This is a genomic window from Micromonospora sp. NPDC047187 (assembly GCF_040643355.1).
Taxonomy (GTDB): Bacteria; Actinomycetota; Actinomycetes; order Mycobacteriales; family Micromonosporaceae; genus Micromonospora; species Micromonospora salmantinae.
In genome coordinates, this window is sequence record NZ_JBEYUF010000005.1 from 109862 (window position 1) to 126719 (window position 16858).

The window sequence follows — 16858 nt, forward strand, 5'->3', positions numbered from 1 at the left end:
GCACGCGGCGTACCCGAGGATGAGGCAAGGCTCCCGACCAGCGGACTCTGGCGCTGCTTCGCCGGGCTGGCCTGGCTCGTGCTGGGCGTGGCGTGCCTGCTCCTGGAAAGAAACTCCTCAGTTGGGTGGAGCAGGGACGGAAACCTCGCGATGAGCCTGCTGGCGACCCTCTTCGGCGCCTGGGTCTTCTGGCGCGACGGCGGTCGCCGCATCACCGCCGTAGGGCTCTACAACCTCGCCTTCGCATTCTTTGTCGGCTTCAGCGGGCTTTACCAAACGGTGAAGGCATGGACGATCGATCCCGGCATCCCGCTCTTCACCGCTCTTGCCATCTGCTACTTCGTACAGGTCGTGACGTGGTTGCTGTTCTGGAGCAGCACCGCGCCGCATCGGCTGCCACCGGCTGCCGGCCAGGCGGACGGCAGGACGGCAGGGTGGGCGGTGAAGTGTGGTCTGGTCCTGCTGGTGCTCGGAGTGGGCATGGCAACGGTCGCACCGAATTCACCGCCGGTGGCAAACCCGATCGGCTTCGTCGGCGTCGTGCTCCTCGCGGTGGGGTTGTTGCGGGGCCCGATGGCACGCCACACGTTCGTCTGGGGACTGGTTCTCCTGGTCGCCTTCGCGTTCTACTTCACCTACCTCTTCAATGGCTTCGGGCGGATCGTCGTCGGTACGCTGGCGCTCGCGTTGCTGGTGATATCGGCCCACCGGGACCAGCGGCCCTACACCAAACTCCTCGTCCTCGGTGGAGCGGCGCCGGCTCTGCTGTTCCTCGCCGGGCTGCGCGCCACCGGCTCACAGGGCTCGGCTGCGATGGTCGACCAGGACGGATTCGGGTCCGCGATCAGCCCGCTTCACTCGTTCGCCCAGCTGCTGCGCCTGAACGAGGTGGGGCTGCTGCCGCGCGGATGGGGGGAGACGTTTGCCAACGCCGCCGTGGGTCTGGTGCCTCGCGCGCTGTGGGAGGGTAAGCCGATCGGTTTCGGTTCCGACCTCGTCGCCTTTCTGAGCCCTGAACTGGTCGGCACGGGACATTCCGCGGCGGCGCTCGCGCATGGGGAGTGGTTGTACAACTTTGGCCTGCTGGGCCTGGGGCTGATGGTGCCGGTGACCGGCCTGGCCGTCCGGTTCATCGACAGGGTCCTGGCCTGGGCCTCGTCCGGCCCGCTGACGACGCCGTACGCCGTGGGCGTCTACGCCGGTGCGATCGTCACCGCGGTCGGTCTGTTCGACCTCCTCTGGGTGGGCAGTTTCACCTACGTGGTGCGCGGAGGTGGGCGACTGCTGGTGCTGGCCGCGGTGATCCTGCTGCTTGGTTGGCGGGTTTCCGGGGCGGTGGCGCCGAACCACCTGGTCGGCAATTACCGGACGCCTGCGGCCCGCCCCGCGCGGCCGATGGCGCCCACCCGATGACGGCGGCACGCGGGCCCGACGCCTGACCATCTGGTGGTGCACCAGGACCATCAGGATCTAGAGCAACTCCATTGTGCTTTTGGTCCCGATGTGGGCGTTTCTCTCGCGGGATTCCACTCGTTGCGGCAGTTGTGGCCGCACCACGGCCCCAACCAGCGCGGCCTACGCGAGCCACCATGAACGAACGGAGCGTCAGTGAGTTACTTGACCACCGGACGCCGGGTGCTCATCACCGGCGGTACGGGTTCCTTTGGGCAGACGATGGTGCGCCGACTCCTCGACCGTGGAGTTGGCGAGGTCCGGGTGCTCAGCCGGGACGAGGCCAAGCAGGACGCCATGCGTCGGCTGCTCGGCGACGAGCGGGCCCGTTACTACGTCGGAGACGTGCGGGACTACGACTCGGTGCTCAAGGCCAGCCGGGGCATCGACTACATCTTTCACGCGGCCGCCCTCAAGCAGGTGCCCTCGTGCGAGTTCTTCCCGCTTGAGGCGGTCCGGACGAACGTGCTGGGCAGCAGCAATGTCGTCGAGGCCGCCGAGCGCAACGGCGTCGGCTCGGTCGTGGTGCTCAGCACCGACAAGGCTGTATACCCGGTCAACGCGATGGGGATGAGCAAGGCGATGATGGAGAAGGTCGCCCAGGCACACGCTCGGAACAACCCGAACAGCGCCACCACGGTCTCCTGCGTCCGGTACGGCAACGTCATGTACTCCCGTGGCTCGGTGATTCCGCTCTTCATCGAGCAGATCAAGGCGGGCCGGGCACCTACCGTGACCGACCCGGGGATGACCCGCTTCCTGATGTCGCTGGCCGACTCGGTGGAGCTGGTGGAGCACGCCTTCCAGCACGCCCGGCCCGGCGACATCTTCATCCGCAAGGCCGCCGCCTGCACCGTCGGCGACCTGGCCGAGGCGCTCTGTCAACTCTTCGACGTGCCCTCCAAGCTCGACGTGATCGGCGTACGGCACGGGGAGAAGCAGGCTGAGACGCTGGCCAGCCGGGAGGAACTCGCTCATGCCGAGGACTTCGGTGACTTCCTTCGGGTGCCGCTCGACGGCCGTGACCTCAACTACGCGCTCTACGTCTCCGAGGGCGGCCTCGGCGACGGGCGGACCGAGGACTTCAACTCGTCGAACGCGCCACAGCTCGGCGTACCCGAGATCATCGAACTGCTGAAGACGCTGCCCGAGGTGCGCGCGGAGCTGGCGCTGCGGGATCCGGTGCTGGCGTGCTGAGGCTCGCCGTCACCGGTGCCGGCGGCTTCCTCGGCTGGCACGTCCGGGTGCTGCTGCGCGCTCTGGGTTGGCCGGAACCGGTCGTGGTGACCCGGAGCGACCTCGCCGATCCCGACCTGGTCGCGGCGAAGGTGGACGGAGTCGACCGGGTGCTGCACCTGGCCGGCGTGAACCGGGGTGAGCCGGCCGATGTCGCTGCCGGGAACGTCCTGCTCGCCGCGCAGCTCGCGGAGGGACTCAAGCACTGCGCGAACCCGCCGACGCGGGTTGTCTACGCCAATTCGGTGCAGGCCGGCAACGGCACCGCGTACGGCGACGCCAAGGCCACCGCTGCGCGAGTGCTGGCGGATACCGGCGTCGACCTCGATGACGTGTCGCTTCCGAACCTCTACGGCGAGCACGGACGCCCGCACTACAACTCCGCGGTGGCGACGTTCTGTCGGGTGCTCGCGGAGGGTGGCCGGCCGGAGGTGCACGCCGACCGTGAGTTGAGCCTCGTGCACGTCACCGACGCGGCCGCCCGGCTCATCGGTGTGCCGGCCGGCGGTTCATGGGATCCGGCCATGCCGCCGCTGCGCATCGGAGTGCAGGGGCTGGCCCACCGGCTCACCGAGATCGCCGCGACGTACCGGACAGGGGACATCCCGCACCTACTGAAGCGGCATGATGTGCGGCTCTTCAACACATACCGGTCGCACTGTTTTCCGGCGCACTACCCCCTGGCGCTGCCTCGCCGCGCCGATGCCCGGGGTGAGCTGGTCGAGACGGTCAAGGCGCACGGTGGTGCCGGCCAGACCTTCTGCTCCACCACGCTGCCCGGGATCACCCGCGGCGAACACTTTCACCTGGCCAAGGTGGAGCGGTTCGTGGTGCTGCGCGGCTCTGCTGAGATCAGCCTGCGGCGGGTGGGTGACACCGAAGTCCTGCGCTTCCCGGTGAGCGGCGACGAGCCGGTACTCGTGGACATGCCGACGATGTGGGCACACAAGTTGGTGAACACCGGGCCGGATGAGCTGGTGACGATGTTCTGGACCAACGAGATCTTCGACCCGGACCGACCGGATACCTGGCCTGAGGCGGTGGTGGCGGCCCGACCGGCGCCGGTGGCGGTCGGGGCGTGAAGATTGGCCTGATCAGCCAGTGGTATCCGCCGGAGGGTGTCTTCATACCGGGTAACCTGGCGCACCAACTGGCCGGCCGTGGCCACGAGGTCAAGGTCCTCACCACATTCCCGAGCTATCCGTACGGCCGAGTCTTTCCTGGCTGGCAACAGCGCTGGCGGCATCGGGAGACCGAGGGGCCGGTGATGGTCCGGCGGGTGCCCGCCTATCCCAGCCACGACACCTCCACCGTCCGGCGCGCCCTGAGCCACCTCTCCTTCGGTGCCACCAGCGCGGTGGCTGGGGCGCGGTGGCTCGCTGACGTCGACGTCACCTACGTCTACCACCCGCCGCCCACGGCCATCGCCGCTGCGGCCCTGCAGCGTGCGGCCCGCCGAACACCGATCGTGCTCCACCTGCAGGATCTGTGGCCCGAGTCGGTGACGCAGTCCGGGATGGCACCGACCGGCCGGGCCGGGCGATGGCTGGAGCGGTCCATCGGGGCGCTGATGCGTGGGACGTACCGGCTGGCCGATGCCATCGTGGTGATTTCGCCGACGATGGCTGAGCGGGTGGTGGCCGGCGGCGCCGACCCGGACCGGGTGCGGGTGGTCTGGAACTGGACTGACGACGCGCTGTTCCGGCCGGTGCCGGTCACCGACGAGGCCCGTGCGGCGCTCGGTCACCGCCAGCGCTGCACCGTGATGTTCGCGGGCAACCTCGGGCTCCTGCAGGGCATCGAGACGGCCATCCGGGCGGCGGCCGCCGCCAGTGACCGGATGGACCTGGTGCTGGTCGGCTCCGGCGCGGGTGAGGACGGCGCCCGCCGATTGGCCGCCGACCTGGGCGCCGACAACGTGCGGTTCATCGGTCGGCGTCCGCCCGAACAGATGGCGGAGCTGTACGCGGCAGCGCACTGGCAACTTGTGTGCCTACGCGACGTACCCGCCCTGCGCGCTGCCGTCCCGTCGAAGCTGCAGGCCGCGTTGGCCTGCGGTGTTCCGGTGATCGCTGCCGCCGGGGGCGACACCGGGGCCCTTGTCCGGTCGACCGGGGTCGGTCTCGTCTGTCCGCCAGAGGACTGGCGGGCGCTCGCCGAAAGGTTCGTGGAAGCGTCCGAACAGCCGGCCGCCACGCGGCAGGCCATGGCGGACCGGGCCCGCCAGGTGTACCGCGATCGGATGTCCCTGCGCGTGGGCGTCGACCAGTTCGAAGACATCCTGACCAAGGTGGCAGCGCAGAGAGGACGGGCATGACCCGCATCATGACAGTGGTCGGCACCCGGCCGGAGATCATTCGACTGTCCCGGGTGCTTACCAGACTGGACAGCACTGTCGACCACACCCTGATTCACACGGGGCAGAACTGGGACCCGACCCTGTCCGACGTGTTCTTCACCGAGCTGCGACTGCGCCAGCCGGACCGGTTCCTGGAGGTCGACACCTCCTCGCTCGGCCGGGTACTCGGTGGCGTTCTGGTCGGCATGGAACAGGCGATCGCCGAGCTGCGGCCGGATGCGCTGCTGGTGCTGGGCGACACGAACAGCTGCATCGCCGCGCTGATGGCGCGACGGATGCGGGTGCCGGTCTACCACATGGAGGCCGGCAACCGGTGCTTCGATCTGAACGTGCCGGAGGAGACCAACCGGCGGCTGGTCGACCACGTGGCCGACTTCAACCTCGTCTACACCGAACACGCCCGGCGTAACCTGCTCGCCGAGGGCCTGCACCCGCGGCGGATCCTGCACACCGGCTCGCCGATGCGGGAGGTGCTGGAGCATTATCGTGCACCGATCGCCAGCTCGACCATTCTCCGGCGGCTGGAGCTCGATCGAGGCGGGTACTTCCTGGTCAGCGCCCACCGCGAGGAGAACGTGGACCGTCCCGACCGGCTTCGTCGGCTGCTGGACTGTCTTGTCGCAGTGCGGGACAGGTGGGCCCTCCCGGTGCTGGTCTCCACCCATCCGCGCACCCGTAAACGGCTGGAGGCGTTGGCCCCGGACGCCACCGCCCTGGACGGCATCGCCTTCCATGAGCCGTTCGGCCTGCTCGACTACGTGCACCTGCAGACCAAGGCGTACTGCACGCTGTCGGACAGCGGGACGATCAGCGAGGAGGCCGCCATCCTTGGCTTCCCCGCTGTGACGCTGCGCGAGTCGATCGAACGTCCGGAGGCGCTCGACGCCGGCGGCATCATCATGACCGGCCTCGACCCGCAGGGCGTGGTCGAGGCGGTCGAGGTGACAGTGGCCCAGGTCGCCGCCGAGGGGGTGCCCTGCCCGGTCGACTACCAGGTGCCGGACACCTCCCGGCGGGTGGTCGACTTCATCCTCTCCACCGTCCGCCGGCACCACGACTGGGCGGGCATTCGCCGCTGACAATCGGGGCACCGGGGCTGACCACCACGAACCTGTGGTCGTCAGCCCTGGTCGCCGTGCCCGGGGTCCTCTCTGTGCTTCTGGTGCGGCAGCCCGGAGTGCCTTGACCCGGCCGGGGTCCCCTCCCGGCGCACGGAACGGGGTGACGCCGCGCGGCGTCACCCCGGTGCATCGCCGCCGCAGCGGCGGGGCCGATCACATCAGTGCGACTGCAGGGGTACCCCCCGTTGGCCCTTCACCACCGGATCGACCGGCTGCACGCAGAGCAGCGCGAGATGCTCGACGATCTTCGCCGCGTCGTCGTACGGGTCGAGCCCGCTCACCTCGATCGGGTCGAGCGCCGGCACGGCCACGTGGGACACCAGGGGATGGAACGGTCGGGTGTCGACCTCACCGGTCCCGAGCAGGTCCTCGTGCAGCTTCTCGCCGGGGCGCAGACCGGTGTAGACAATGGGCACGGAGCTGGAGGCATGCTCGACCATCTGACGCGCCAGGTCGACGATCCGGACCGGGTCGCCCATGTCGAGCACCAGCGCCTCCCCGTCCCGGCCGATTTCGGCGGCCTGAAGCACCAGGTGGACGGCCTCTTGGACGGTCATCAGATAGCGGCTGACGTCGGGGTGGGTGACGGTCAGCGGCGTCCCCGTCTCGATCTGCCGTTGGAAGGCTGTCACCACCGAACCGCGGCTGCTCAGCACGTTGCCGAACCGGACGCTGAGGAACGTGCCCGGGAAGCGGGACGCGGCGTGCGCGGTCAACCGCTCCGTGATTCGCTTCGAGTAGCCGAGGACGCTGATCGGATCGGCCGCCTTGTCGGTCGAGATGTTGACGAACTTCGCCACGTCCTGGCAGGCGTCCAGCACGGAGAGCGTGCCCCAGACGTTGGTCTTGATCGCTTCGCCAGGGTGCCGCTGAAGCAACGTCAGGTGCTTGAGCGCCGCCGCGTGAAAGATGATCTCCGGACGGCGCTCCCGGAGGATCCGTCGGATGCCCTCGTCGTCGCGTAGGTCGGCGAGGATCAGCTCGGGGCCGTCCAGCATGGCCCGTCCGGCGAGCGACATCTGAAGGCTGTGCAGAGCGGACTCGTCCCGGTCCAGCATCATCAGCTCACCCGGGTTGGCCTTCATCACCTGACGGCAGAGCTCCGAGCCGATCGAACCGCCGGCGCCGGTGACCAGGATCCGTCTTCCGGTCAGGCTGTTGGCGCTCAGCGGTAGGTCACCGACCACCTGCCGGCGGCCGAGCAGGTCGCTGACCTGCACGTCCCGGACGTCGGTGACGGTGATCCGGTGGTCGACCAGGTCCCGCACCGGGGGCAGCACCTTGAAGACCGCGCCGGCTTCGAGGGTGGCCTCGCGGATCTGACGGATCAGGGCGGCGTCCGCGTTGGCCACCGAGAAGATGACGGTGCTGGCACCGGTAAGCCGGACGGAGGCGGCGACGTCGTGCCGGCCGCCGAGCACGCGTACCCCGCCGATGCGCAGGTCACGCTTGTCCGGGTCGTCGTCCAGCGCGCCCACCGGCAGGTACCGACCGCGTGGGTCGCCGAGCATGGCGCGGAGCAGCCCCTGCCCGGCGTCACCCATTCCGAACAGCAGCACCGGCGTGGACGATCGGACGTCTGGCCTCATCGCGAGGTCGCGCCGGTGCCGGTACGCGAACCGGGCGCCGAGCATGAACAGCAGGGCGAGCGCGCCGCCGACCAGAGGGGTGCTCGCCGGAACCGGCCGCTCGGTGGCCGGCAACAGCCCGAGCAGCACGATGCCGGCCGTGGTGATGGTGGTACCGGCGACGCCCTGGACCTCCTGAAGGCTGCCCAGTGGGTGTCGTCCGGAGTAGAGCCGCCGCAGCGCCGCCACCGCCACGTGCACGACCGCCGCGACCAGTCCGATCGCCGCAGCCCGGGACAGTTGGCCCGGGGGGAGCTGAAACTCGAACCGGGTCCACACGGCCGCGACGAACCCACCGACCCACGCGGTGGTGTCTGTGGCCAGGAATCGGACGGTGCGCCGGCGAGCCCGGGCTCGCCGCGCGTGTCGGTCGGCGTCCTGTGTGTTCTCGGTGTCCTGCGCCATGAGTTGGCTCCCTGTTTCGTCGCACGACTGCTTCCGCCCGCGCGGCAGAAGGGGCCTCGGGGCTCTTTGTCCTTGTTACATGCTTAGAGGCTCGTCCGGGCGGTTTCCGACAGCGCAGGCTGAATATCCTGTCTGTCCGTTGCCTCAGCGGGCCGGAACGCCCTTGACCGTCACCTGATCGGGTACATCCCGGACGACACAGGCACCGGCCCCGACCGTGCTGTCCCGCCCGATGCGAAGGCCCTGCAGCACTGCGGCGGTGGTCCCGACCAGTACGCCGGTGGCCAGGTGGCAGTCACCGGACACTGCGGCGAGCGGGTTGACCGATACGTAGTCGGCAAGTGTGCTGTCATGGCCGACGGTGGCGTTCTGGTTGAGATGCACGTGGCAGCCGAGGGTGACGTTCGTGGTGACCCGGGCGCCGGCAAAAGCGACGAACCCCGGCCCGTACTCGGTGTCCGGCCCGATGGTGGCGTCCGGGTGGACGAGGCTCGCGGCGGAAATGTGGTACCCGTCGATCCGGCTGCCGATGGCGCGGCGGACCCGCGGATCGCCGACCCCGATGAGGTACCGGGTGGTCGGGGGCGCATCCCGCAGCCAGGCCACATCCCCGAGGTACGGCACGTCGAGTCGCTGCAACCGCTTGAGGTTTTCCTCGGTGGGCCGGTCGTCGACGACGCCCAGCAGTTGCCAGATCGGCCGGCCAGCGGCCTCGTTCACCGCTCGGGCGATGGTGAGCACTTCCCGGCCGTGCCCGCCGCAGCCGACCACCACCAGTTCGGTCTTCACGCCGTGGACCCTCCTGAGCGGATGGCCAGGAACTCGTCGATCGCGCCGAACACTCTGGCGATCTGCGGTTCGGTCAGGGCGCTCCCGCTCGGCAGGGTGAGCCCGTTGGCGAAGAGTCGCTCCGACGCGCCCGTGAGCAGGCTCTCCGCGCCGGCGTGCATGGGCTGCAGGTGCATCGGTTTCCACACCGGCCGGGTCTCGATGTCCCGTTCGGCCAGGTGGGCAGCCAAGTCGTCGGCCCGCCAACCACACCGCTCCTGCTCGACTGTGATGACGGTGAGCCAGCAGTTCGACTCGGTGTCTTCGGCGCCGAGCAGTTGAACGCCCGGCACCGGGGCGAAGAGCTTGGCGTATTGGTCACGCAGTTGGCGTCGTCGCGCGATCATTCCGTCAAGCCGAAGCAACTGGGCCCGGCCGAGCGCCGCGAGGAGGTTGCTGAGTCGGTAGTTGTAGCCAGTCTCACGGTGTTCGTAGTGCCGCGCCGGCTCTCGGGCCTGTGTGGAGAGGTGGCGAGCGCGATCGAGGAGCGCCGGGTCGTCGGACACCAGCATTCCGCCACCGGACGTGGTCATGATCTTGTTGCCGTTGAACGAGAGCACACCGGCGTGCCCGAAGGAGCCGGCGGGCTGTCCCCGGTGGCTGGCCCCGAGGGCCTCTGCGGCGTCTTCCACCAAGGGGACCTCGGCCTCGGCGCAGACCGGGACCAGGGCGCGGTAGTCGGCGCAGCTGCCGAACATGTCCACCGGGACGATCGCCCCCACCCGCTCACCACCCGACAGCAGTCGGTGCAGCAGGTCAGCGGCGAGACCGACGTCGACGTTTCCGGTCCTGGGGTCGCAGTCGACGAAGACCGGACGCGCGCCGACGTACCGGACCGCGTTCGCGGTTGCCACGAAGGTGAGCGTGGGCACGATCACCACGTCGCCAGGTCCGACTCCGACACCGAGCAGGGCCAGGTGCAGGGCAGCGGTGCCGGAACTGACCGCGACGGCTCCGCCGGTGCCGACGCGCTCGGCGATGTCCCGTTCGAACGCCTGAAGATCCGGGCCGGCCGGTGCCACCCAACCCGAACGCAGGGCCGCGACCAGGTACGACTCCTCAAGCGGCCCGACATCGGGCGGGGACAGGTGGATGGTCTGGCTCATCGGCCGGCTCCCTGGGGAATCGTCATGCCGGTGTCCGGTCCCGCTGCGGTGGTGCTGGGCGTCGGTGCGTACCGAGGAACTCCGGCATGGTCGCGGACCCGGCCGCGTTGATGCCATCGCGGCGCAGCACGGTGCGCGCGGTCGCGACCAGGATCGACAGGTCAAGTCGGAGGTCGCGGCTGTCCACGTACTGCACGTCGAGGTCCAGCTTCTCCTCCCAGCTCAGACTGTTACGCCCGCGCACCTGGGCCAGCCCGGTGACACCGGGCCGTACCTCATGCCGGCGAGCCTGGCTGGTGGTGTAGCGATCGAGGTACTCGGGCAACAACGGGCGGGGGCCCACCAGGCTCATGTCGCCGCGTAGCACGTTCCAGAGCGTGGGCAGCTCGTCCAGGCTGGTGGCGCGCAGCCAGCGCCCCAGTGGCGTGAGTCGATCGCCGTCGCCGACCAAGCCGTGTCGGGGCGGTCGCATCGTGCGGAACTTGACCACCTCGAAGGGCTGGCCGTGCAGTCCGGCGCGGCACTGACGAAACAGCACCGGGCGGCCGAGGCCCACCATGACCAGGACCGCCACCACCAGCAGCAGGGGCGTGACCAGCACCAGCAGTACGCCCGCGAGGATCGCGTCGAAGACGCGCTTACCCGGGGCGGGTCGGGGCAGCGGCAAGGGGTGTTCGGGGGCGTTCGCGAGACCACCAGGCACTGGCACCGATCCGACCTCCGGGAGAAACGACAGAAAGACCGTGTAAGGGTTGTACCAGCACAAGCCGGCCAGTAGCTCAGAATGGCGACACTCATGCTGCTTCGCCCCGATCAACCCCGAAACGGCTCGGATGGACACGGCCTCGTGGGACGCCCGCCTGCGGTCCGGGCCGTCACGTCGGGCGGTAGGAGCGCGACCGGCCGGTCGGGCGAGCAGAGAATCAGCCGGTCGGGCCAGGGAAAGATCGTGCTGCGCCTGACGTCCTTGCCGGCCTGCTCACCCTCGTGGTGCGGCAGGCGTGGTGGTGGCACCGGGCCCGTCGCCCAGCAGCCGGTTGAGCAGCGTCCGCAGCGGGATCGACTCACCGTCGCGGCCCCCCGCACCGACGACCAACGGCGCCGGGCTGGGCTGGGGGTCGACGCCGAACAGCCGGGCCCGCAGACCGCCCGGCACGGTCAGCAGGTGGAACCGGCCGGCCACGTCCACCGCCCGGGTTTCGGCCCGGTCGACGTACCAGCCGGTCAGCCCGGTCCGGTAGCGCCCACGCCCGTCGTATCCCCGGGCGAGCAGCCGGGTGGTGGGCAGCCCTCGCCGGGCCGCCTCGGCCACGAACCAGGCCACCAGCTCCGCCGCCTCCGCGTGCTCGGCGGCCCGCCGCCGCGCGTCCGCGTCGGCGTGCGCCCGCACCGCCTGCCGCTGCTGATCCCGCCACTCCCGGGCGTCTCGCTCACCCACGACGCCGACGGTACGCGAGCCGACTCAGTCGAGCACGGCCCGCAGCGTGTGCCGGGCGATGCCGGCCATCACCGGGTTGGTCTCGACGTAGTACGGCAGCGCGTTGATCGCCTGCTCCAGGGCCCAGCCGCGTCCCCGCTCCCACGTCGCGTCGTCCACGCCCAACGCCCGCCGGTACGTCTGCCGGGAACCCGCGTCGAACAGGTTCCACGCCGGCATCAGGTCCACCGCTGGATCGCCCACGCCGACCGCGCCCAGATCGATGACGGCGACCAGCCGGCCGTCGCGGACCAGCAGGTTGCCCGGCATCAGGTCGCCGTGGATCCACACGTCGGCGAGGTCGTCGCGGCGCGCGTCCCGGCACCGCTCCCACACCTCGCCGAGCGCGGTGGTGTCGGTGAGCGCGCCGCTGACCGCGAGCGCGGCCCGCACGCTGGCGTCCTCGGCGGCCAGCCGCCCGCCGCGCCCGTTCCCGGACCAGACCCGCCCGTCGGTGTCGATGCCGCGCAGGGCCGTCACCACGCCGGCCAGGTCCCGCGCGAAGACGTCGAGGTCGATGATCCGGTCGGGCTGGGCCGTCTCGCCCGGAATGAACTGGTACGCCGTCCACGGCCCGGGGTACCCGTCGCCCGGCTCGCCGAGGCCGAGCGGCTCGGGCACCGCGACCGGCAGGTGCCCGCCGAGCAGCACGGCGTACTCCTGCTCGCGCCGCAGCTCGGCGCGCAGCTCGGGATCGGTCGAGGGGAGCAGCGGAAACCGCAGCACGATGTCCCGGCCGAGCCGGAACAGGGCGTTCACCGTGCCGGTCGAGGGGAGCGGCTGGACCGGCAGGCCCCGCCACCGGGGGAACTGCTCGGCCACCAGCGCGGAAACTACGTCCACGCTCACGTCCACCTGATCGGCGTGCATCCTCACCGCGAGATCATCGCCCCGAACCTCGCGGCCACGCGAGCGGATTTCCCACCGCCCGCGCAGGCCGCACCCGCGTCGATCTTGCACTTTCGGTCGTCGAAATAGGCGAATGGCGGCCTATGTCGGGACAGTAAGTGCAAGATCGACGGAGAGGGGCGGCTCGGCTTCGTGGGACGGGGCGGGGTTGCTGTGCTGAACGGGGTCAGGCCAGTCCGGCGCGGCGCAGGGCTTCGGCCATCGCGTCGTTGGCCGGCGCCGGTGCGCCCTGCCGCTGCTGCCCGCCGCGACCACCCTGCCCGCCGCCGCGACCTCCCTGCCCGCCGCGACTGTCCTGTCCGCCTCGACCGGCCTGGCCTTCGCGACCGCCCTGGCCGCCGCCGCGACTGTCCTGGCCTTCGCGACCGCTCTGGCCGCCGCCGCGACCACCCTGCGGCGCGCGCTGCGCCGGGCCGCCCCGCCCCTCCTGGCTCGTCCGACCGCCGCCACCACCACCGCTGGCGGTCGGCTCGTCGTCCAGGCGCAGGGTCAGCGAGATCCGCTTGCGGGGTACGTCCACGTCGAGCACCCGGACCTTGACCACGTCGCCGGACTTCACCACCTCGCGAGGGTCCTTCACGAAGGTCCGGGACATCGCCGAGACGTGCACCAGACCGTCCTGGTGCACCCCGACGTCGACGAACGCGCCGAACGCGGCCACGTTGGTGACCACGCCCTCCAGCACCATCCCCGTCGTCAGGTCGCTGATCTTCTCCACCCCCTCGACGAAGGTGGCGGTGCGGAACTCCGGGCGGGGGTCCCGGCCCGGCTTCTCCAACTCGGCGAGGATGTCGGTGACGGTGGGGAGGCCGAACCGGTCGTCGACGAAGTCGGTGGCCCGCAGCCCGCGCAGGATGCCGCTCTTGCCGATCACCGAGCGCAGGTCCTGCCCGGTGGTGGAGAGGATGCGTCGCACCACCGGGTACGCCTCGGGGTGCACGCTGGAGGAGTCCAGCGGGTCGTCGCCACCGGGGATGCGCAGGAAGCCGGCGCACTGCTCGAACGCCTTCGGCCCGAGCCGGGCCACCTTCTTCAGCTCGGTACGCGTACGGAACGGCCCGTTGGCGTCCCGGTGCAGCACGATGTTCTCGGCCAGGCCGGCGCCGATCCCGGAGACCCGGGTCAACAGTGGCGCGGAGGCGGTGTTGACGTCCACTCCGACCGCGTTCACGCAGTCCTCCACTACCGCGTCCAGCGACCGGGACAGCTTCACCTCGGACAGGTCGTGCTGGTACTGACCGACGCCGATCGAGCGCGGGTCGATCTTGACCAGCTCCGCGAGGGGGTCCTGGAGACGGCGGGCGATGGAGACCGCGCCGCGCAGCGACACGTCCATCCCGGGCAACTCCTGCGAGGCGTACGCGGAGGCGGAGTAGACCGACGCGCCGGCCTCGGAGACCATCACCTTGGTCAGGTTGAGCTGCGGGTGCCGGGCGATCAGCTCACCGGCGAGCTTGTCGGTCTCGCGGGAGGCAGTGCCGTTGCCGATCGCGATCAGCTCCACCCCGTGCGCCCCGGCCAGCCGGGCGAGGGTCTCCACCGACGCGTCCCACTGCCGGCGCGGCTCGTGCGGATAGATCGTGTCGGTGGCGAGCACCTTGCCGGTGGCGTCCACCACTGCCACCTTCACACCGGTCCGCAGGCCCGGGTCCAGGCCCATCGTGGGCCGGGTGCCGGCCGGCGCGGCGAGCAGCAGGTCCCGCAGGTTGGTGGCGAAGACCCGGACGGCCTCCTCCTCGGCGGCCTGCCACAGCCGCATCCGCAGGTCCGCGCCGAGGTGGATGAGGATCCGGGTACGCCACGCCCAGCGGACAGTGTCGATCAGCCAACGGTCGCCCGGGCGGCCCGCGTCGGACACCCCGAACCGGCCGGCGATGGCCGCCTCGTACCGGGTCGGGCCGGTCGGTACGGCGTCCGCCTCGCCCGCCTCCTCCGACTCCATGGTCAGGTCGAGCACGCCCTCCTTCTCGCCCCGGAACATCGCCAGGATCCGGTGCGAGGGCAGCTTCGGGTACGGCTCGGAGAAGTCGAAGTAGTCGGCGAACTTCGCGCCGGACGCCTCCTGGCCCTCGCGTACCCGGGAAACCAGCCGGCCCCGCGACCACATCTGCTCGCGCAGCGTGCCGATCAGGTCGGCGTCCTCCGCGAAGGTCTCGATGAGGATGGCCCGGGCGCCCTCGAGCGCGGCGGCGGCGTCGGCGACGCCCTTGTCCGCGTCGACGAACCCGGTGGCGGTGGCCCGCGGGTCCTGACCCGGGTCGGCCAGCAGCGTCTCGGCCAACGGCGCCAACCCGGCCTCGCGGGCGATCTGCGCACGGGTCCGCCGCTTCGGCTTGTACGGGAGGTAGATGTCCTCCAGCCGGGACTTCGAGTCGGCGGCCATGATCTGCGCTTCCAGCGCCTCGTCCAACTTGCCCTGGCCGCGGATCGACTCCAGCACCGCGGCCCGCCGCTCGTCCAGCTCGCGCAGGTAGCGCAGCCGCTCCTCCAGGGTGCGCAGCTGGGTGTCGTCGAGCAGGCCGGTGGCCTCCTTGCGGTAGCGGGCGATGAACGGCACTGTGGCGCCGCCGTCGAGCAGCTCCACGGCCGCCCGCACCTGACGCTCGGCCACGCCGAGCTCGTCGGCGATCCGCTGATGAACAGACTGGGTCACGATCTCGATCCGCCTTCGACTCGATCCGCCCTTCAAAGAGCGGGTACGCCTGCATTCTGCCGGGCGGGCCGTGGCGCTGTCGCCGCGCCCGGCCGGGGCGGGGGACCGAACCGCCGCGCCCGGCCGGGGTGACCGGCGGCGGTCCCGTCGGGCCTGCGCTAGCGTGGCGATCATGGAATCTGCTGCGGAGCCGCGCGCCCGGCGGCTCTTCGGCGGCAGCGCCCGGGCCCTCGGCGACCTCACGGCCAACCCGTTCCGCGCCGACCGGGACCGGATCGTCGGCTCGCCGTTCTTCGCCCGCCTCGGTGGTGTCACCCAGGTGATCAGCCCGGTCGGCTCCGGGCTGCTGGTGCACAACCGGCTCACCCACAGCCTCAAGGTCGCCCAGGTGGCCCGGGCGGTCGCCGAGCGGTTGAACGCCGACGAACGGTGGCGTGACCTGCTGGACAAGCTCGGCGGCTGCGACCCCGACGTGGTGGAGGCGGCAGCGCTCGCCCACGACCTCGGCCACCCACCGTTCGGTCACCTGGGGGAGCGCGTGCTGGACCGGCTGGCCCGCCAGCGTCTCGGCCTCTCCGACGGTTTCGAGGGCAACGCGCAGTCGTACCGCATCGTCACCAGCACCGAGATCCGCGGCGCGGCCACCACCGGGTTGGACCTGACCGCGGCGGTCCGCGCGGCCATGCTGAAGTACCCGTGGACCCGGCTGGACCACCCCGACCCGCACCCGCGCACAATGGACCCGCCGCCGCGCGGCGCCACCCCGCCGCCGGACGACCCGGAGAGCGGCTCGTCGAAGTTCGGCGCGTACCGGACCGAGCTGGACGACCTGCGGCAGGCCCGGGCGCCGTTCGCCGGTCGCATCCCGGACTGGCAGCAGACAGTGGAGGCGTCCGTGATGGACACCGCCGACGACATCGCGTACGCCATCCACGACGTGGAGGACTTCTACCGGGTCGGAGTGCTCCAGCAGGGTTCGGTCTCCGCCGAGTTGATGGCCTGGCAGCGTGAGAGCGGGCAACTGCGGGCGATCACCGACGCGGCGCTGGCCACGGCTGCCCGGCGACCCGGTGCGGCGATCGAGCGGCTACGCCGGCAACTGCACCGCAAGGACGCCTGGATCGCCGACGACGACGCGTTCGCCGCCGCCGTCGAGCACGTCCGCGAGGAATTGGTGGACGGGCTGCTCGCGATGCCGTTCGACGGCTCGATCGAGGCCGAGCAGTACGTTGCCCGGTTCTCCGCCCGTTGGTCCACCCGCTTCGTCGAGGCGATCACGGTCACCGAACAGCCGTCGGTGCGCTCCGGGCACGTGCTGCTGGGCTGCGCGCAGTGGCACGAGGTGCAGGTGCTCAAGTTCGTCCACCACCGGTTCGTGCTGGCCCGCCCGGATCTCGCCCTGCACCAGCGAGGCCAGGCCCGGCTGCTGGGCACCCTGGTCGAGGCGCTCTGGGAGTGGCTGCTCGACCCGGAGGAGGAGTCCCGGCTGCCCCGCCGGCTGCACGACCTGGTCGAGTTGGCCGAGGCGGAGCTGCACCCGCGTACCCCGGACCGGATCGGTCGTGCCCGGGGCCGAGCCATCGTGGACTTCGTCGCGCAGCTCACCGACGGTCAGGCGGTGGCCATGCTGGACGCGCTCTCCGGCCGGTCCGGCGCGCTCTGGACCGACGCGTTCGTGCTCTGA

13 protein-coding genes are annotated in these 16858 nt (G+C 70.8%); 6 read left to right on the plus strand and 7 right to left on the minus strand.

All coding sequences use genetic code 11. From position 1 onward, the window contains the following. Positions 1 to 150 precede the first annotated feature (150 nt). The 5 genes from ABZ794_RS11545 (at position 151) to wecB (ending at position 6126) form a co-directional block, all read left to right on the plus strand. Complete coding sequence (locus ABZ794_RS11545; RefSeq protein ID WP_238688075.1) at positions 151 to 1413, plus strand: hypothetical protein; 1263 nt, start codon at positions 151 to 153, stop codon at positions 1411 to 1413. Between the two features lie 195 nt (positions 1414 to 1608). Further along, complete coding sequence (locus tag ABZ794_RS11550; RefSeq protein WP_307850444.1) at positions 1609 to 2649, plus strand: SDR family NAD(P)-dependent oxidoreductase; 1041 nt, start codon at positions 1609 to 1611, stop codon at positions 2647 to 2649. Beyond that, positions 2643 to 3770 carry an NAD-dependent epimerase/dehydratase family protein gene (locus tag ABZ794_RS11555; protein ID WP_357515404.1) on the plus strand — a complete coding sequence of 376 codons (1128 nt, stop codon included), beginning with the start codon at positions 2643 to 2645 and terminating at the stop codon, positions 3768 to 3770. The genes ABZ794_RS11550 and ABZ794_RS11555 overlap by 7 nt, the downstream gene beginning before the upstream one ends. Beyond that, positions 3767 to 5005 (plus strand): glycosyltransferase family 4 protein, encoded by a 1239-nt coding sequence (locus ABZ794_RS11560; protein ID WP_357515406.1) that lies wholly within the window; start codon positions 3767 to 3769, stop codon positions 5003 to 5005. Before ABZ794_RS11555 ends, ABZ794_RS11560 begins: the two co-directional genes overlap by 4 nt. Then, the gene (gene wecB / locus ABZ794_RS11565) at positions 5002 to 6126 is read left to right on the plus strand and encodes a UDP-N-acetylglucosamine 2-epimerase (non-hydrolyzing) (protein ID WP_210781342.1); all 1125 of its coding nucleotides are present in this window, start codon (positions 5002 to 5004) and stop codon (positions 6124 to 6126) included. The genes ABZ794_RS11560 and wecB overlap by 4 nt, the downstream gene beginning before the upstream one ends. 200 nt (positions 6127 to 6326) lie before the next feature. On the opposite strand, the gene ABZ794_RS11570 is transcribed toward wecB, so the two are convergent. The 7 genes from ABZ794_RS11570 to ABZ794_RS11600 form a co-directional block, all read right to left on the minus strand. After that, positions 6327 to 8201: a nucleoside-diphosphate sugar epimerase/dehydratase gene (locus ABZ794_RS11570; protein ID WP_210781343.1), complete on the minus strand. Its 1875-nt coding sequence runs from the start codon at positions 8199 to 8201 to the stop codon at positions 6327 to 6329. A gap of 144 nt (positions 8202 to 8345) precedes the next feature. Next, complete coding sequence (locus ABZ794_RS11575; protein WP_210781344.1) at positions 8346 to 8990, minus strand: acetyltransferase; 645 nt, start codon at positions 8988 to 8990, stop codon at positions 8346 to 8348. Further along, positions 8987 to 10135, minus strand: coding sequence for an aminotransferase class I/II-fold pyridoxal phosphate-dependent enzyme (locus ABZ794_RS11580; RefSeq protein WP_210781345.1), 1149 nt, complete (start codon positions 10133 to 10135; stop codon positions 8987 to 8989). The genes ABZ794_RS11575 and ABZ794_RS11580 overlap by 4 nt, the downstream gene beginning before the upstream one ends. Before the next feature lie 22 nt (positions 10136 to 10157). Then, positions 10158 to 10844, minus strand: coding sequence for a sugar transferase (locus tag ABZ794_RS11585; protein ID WP_307850445.1), 687 nt, complete (start codon positions 10842 to 10844; stop codon positions 10158 to 10160). A 270-nt stretch (positions 10845 to 11114) separates the two neighbouring features. Further along, positions 11115 to 11573 carry a hypothetical protein gene (locus ABZ794_RS11590; protein ID WP_357515410.1) on the minus strand — a complete coding sequence of 153 codons (459 nt, stop codon included), beginning with the start codon at positions 11571 to 11573 and terminating at the stop codon, positions 11115 to 11117. A gap of 24 nt (positions 11574 to 11597) precedes the next feature. After that, positions 11598 to 12482: an aminoglycoside phosphotransferase family protein gene (locus ABZ794_RS11595; RefSeq protein WP_357515599.1), complete on the minus strand. Its 885-nt coding sequence runs from the start codon at positions 12480 to 12482 to the stop codon at positions 11598 to 11600. A gap of 205 nt (positions 12483 to 12687) precedes the next feature. Next, positions 12688 to 15174: a Tex family protein gene (locus ABZ794_RS11600; RefSeq protein WP_357515412.1), complete on the minus strand. Its 2487-nt coding sequence runs from the start codon at positions 15172 to 15174 to the stop codon at positions 12688 to 12690. Between the two features lie 172 nt (positions 15175 to 15346). Here ABZ794_RS11600 and dgt point away from each other — a divergent pair, with 172 nt between their 5' ends. Further along, positions 15347 to 16858 (plus strand): dGTP triphosphohydrolase, encoded by a 1512-nt coding sequence (gene dgt / locus ABZ794_RS11605; protein ID WP_210781348.1) that lies wholly within the window; start codon positions 15347 to 15349, stop codon positions 16856 to 16858.

What these genes read in the sequence shown, in the direction of transcription:
- wecB (WP_210781342.1), top strand. Translation starts at nt 5,002, where the DNA reads ATGACCCGCATCATGACAGTGGTCGGCACCCGGCCGGAGATCATTCGA.
- ABZ794_RS11570 (WP_210781343.1), bottom strand. Translation starts at nt 8,201, where the DNA reads ATGGCGCAGGACACCGAGAACACACAGGACGCCGACCGACACGCGCGG.
- ABZ794_RS11545 (WP_238688075.1), top strand. Translation starts at nt 151, where the DNA reads ATGAGCCTGCTGGCGACCCTCTTCGGCGCCTGGGTCTTCTGGCGCGAC.
- dgt (WP_210781348.1), top strand. Translation starts at nt 15,347, where the DNA reads ATGGAATCTGCTGCGGAGCCGCGCGCCCGGCGGCTCTTCGGCGGCAGC.
- ABZ794_RS11595 (WP_357515599.1), bottom strand. Translation starts at nt 12,482, where the DNA reads ATGCACGCCGATCAGGTGGACGTGAGCGTGGACGTAGTTTCCGCGCTG.
- ABZ794_RS11580 (WP_210781345.1), bottom strand. Translation starts at nt 10,135, where the DNA reads ATGAGCCAGACCATCCACCTGTCCCCGCCCGATGTCGGGCCGCTTGAG.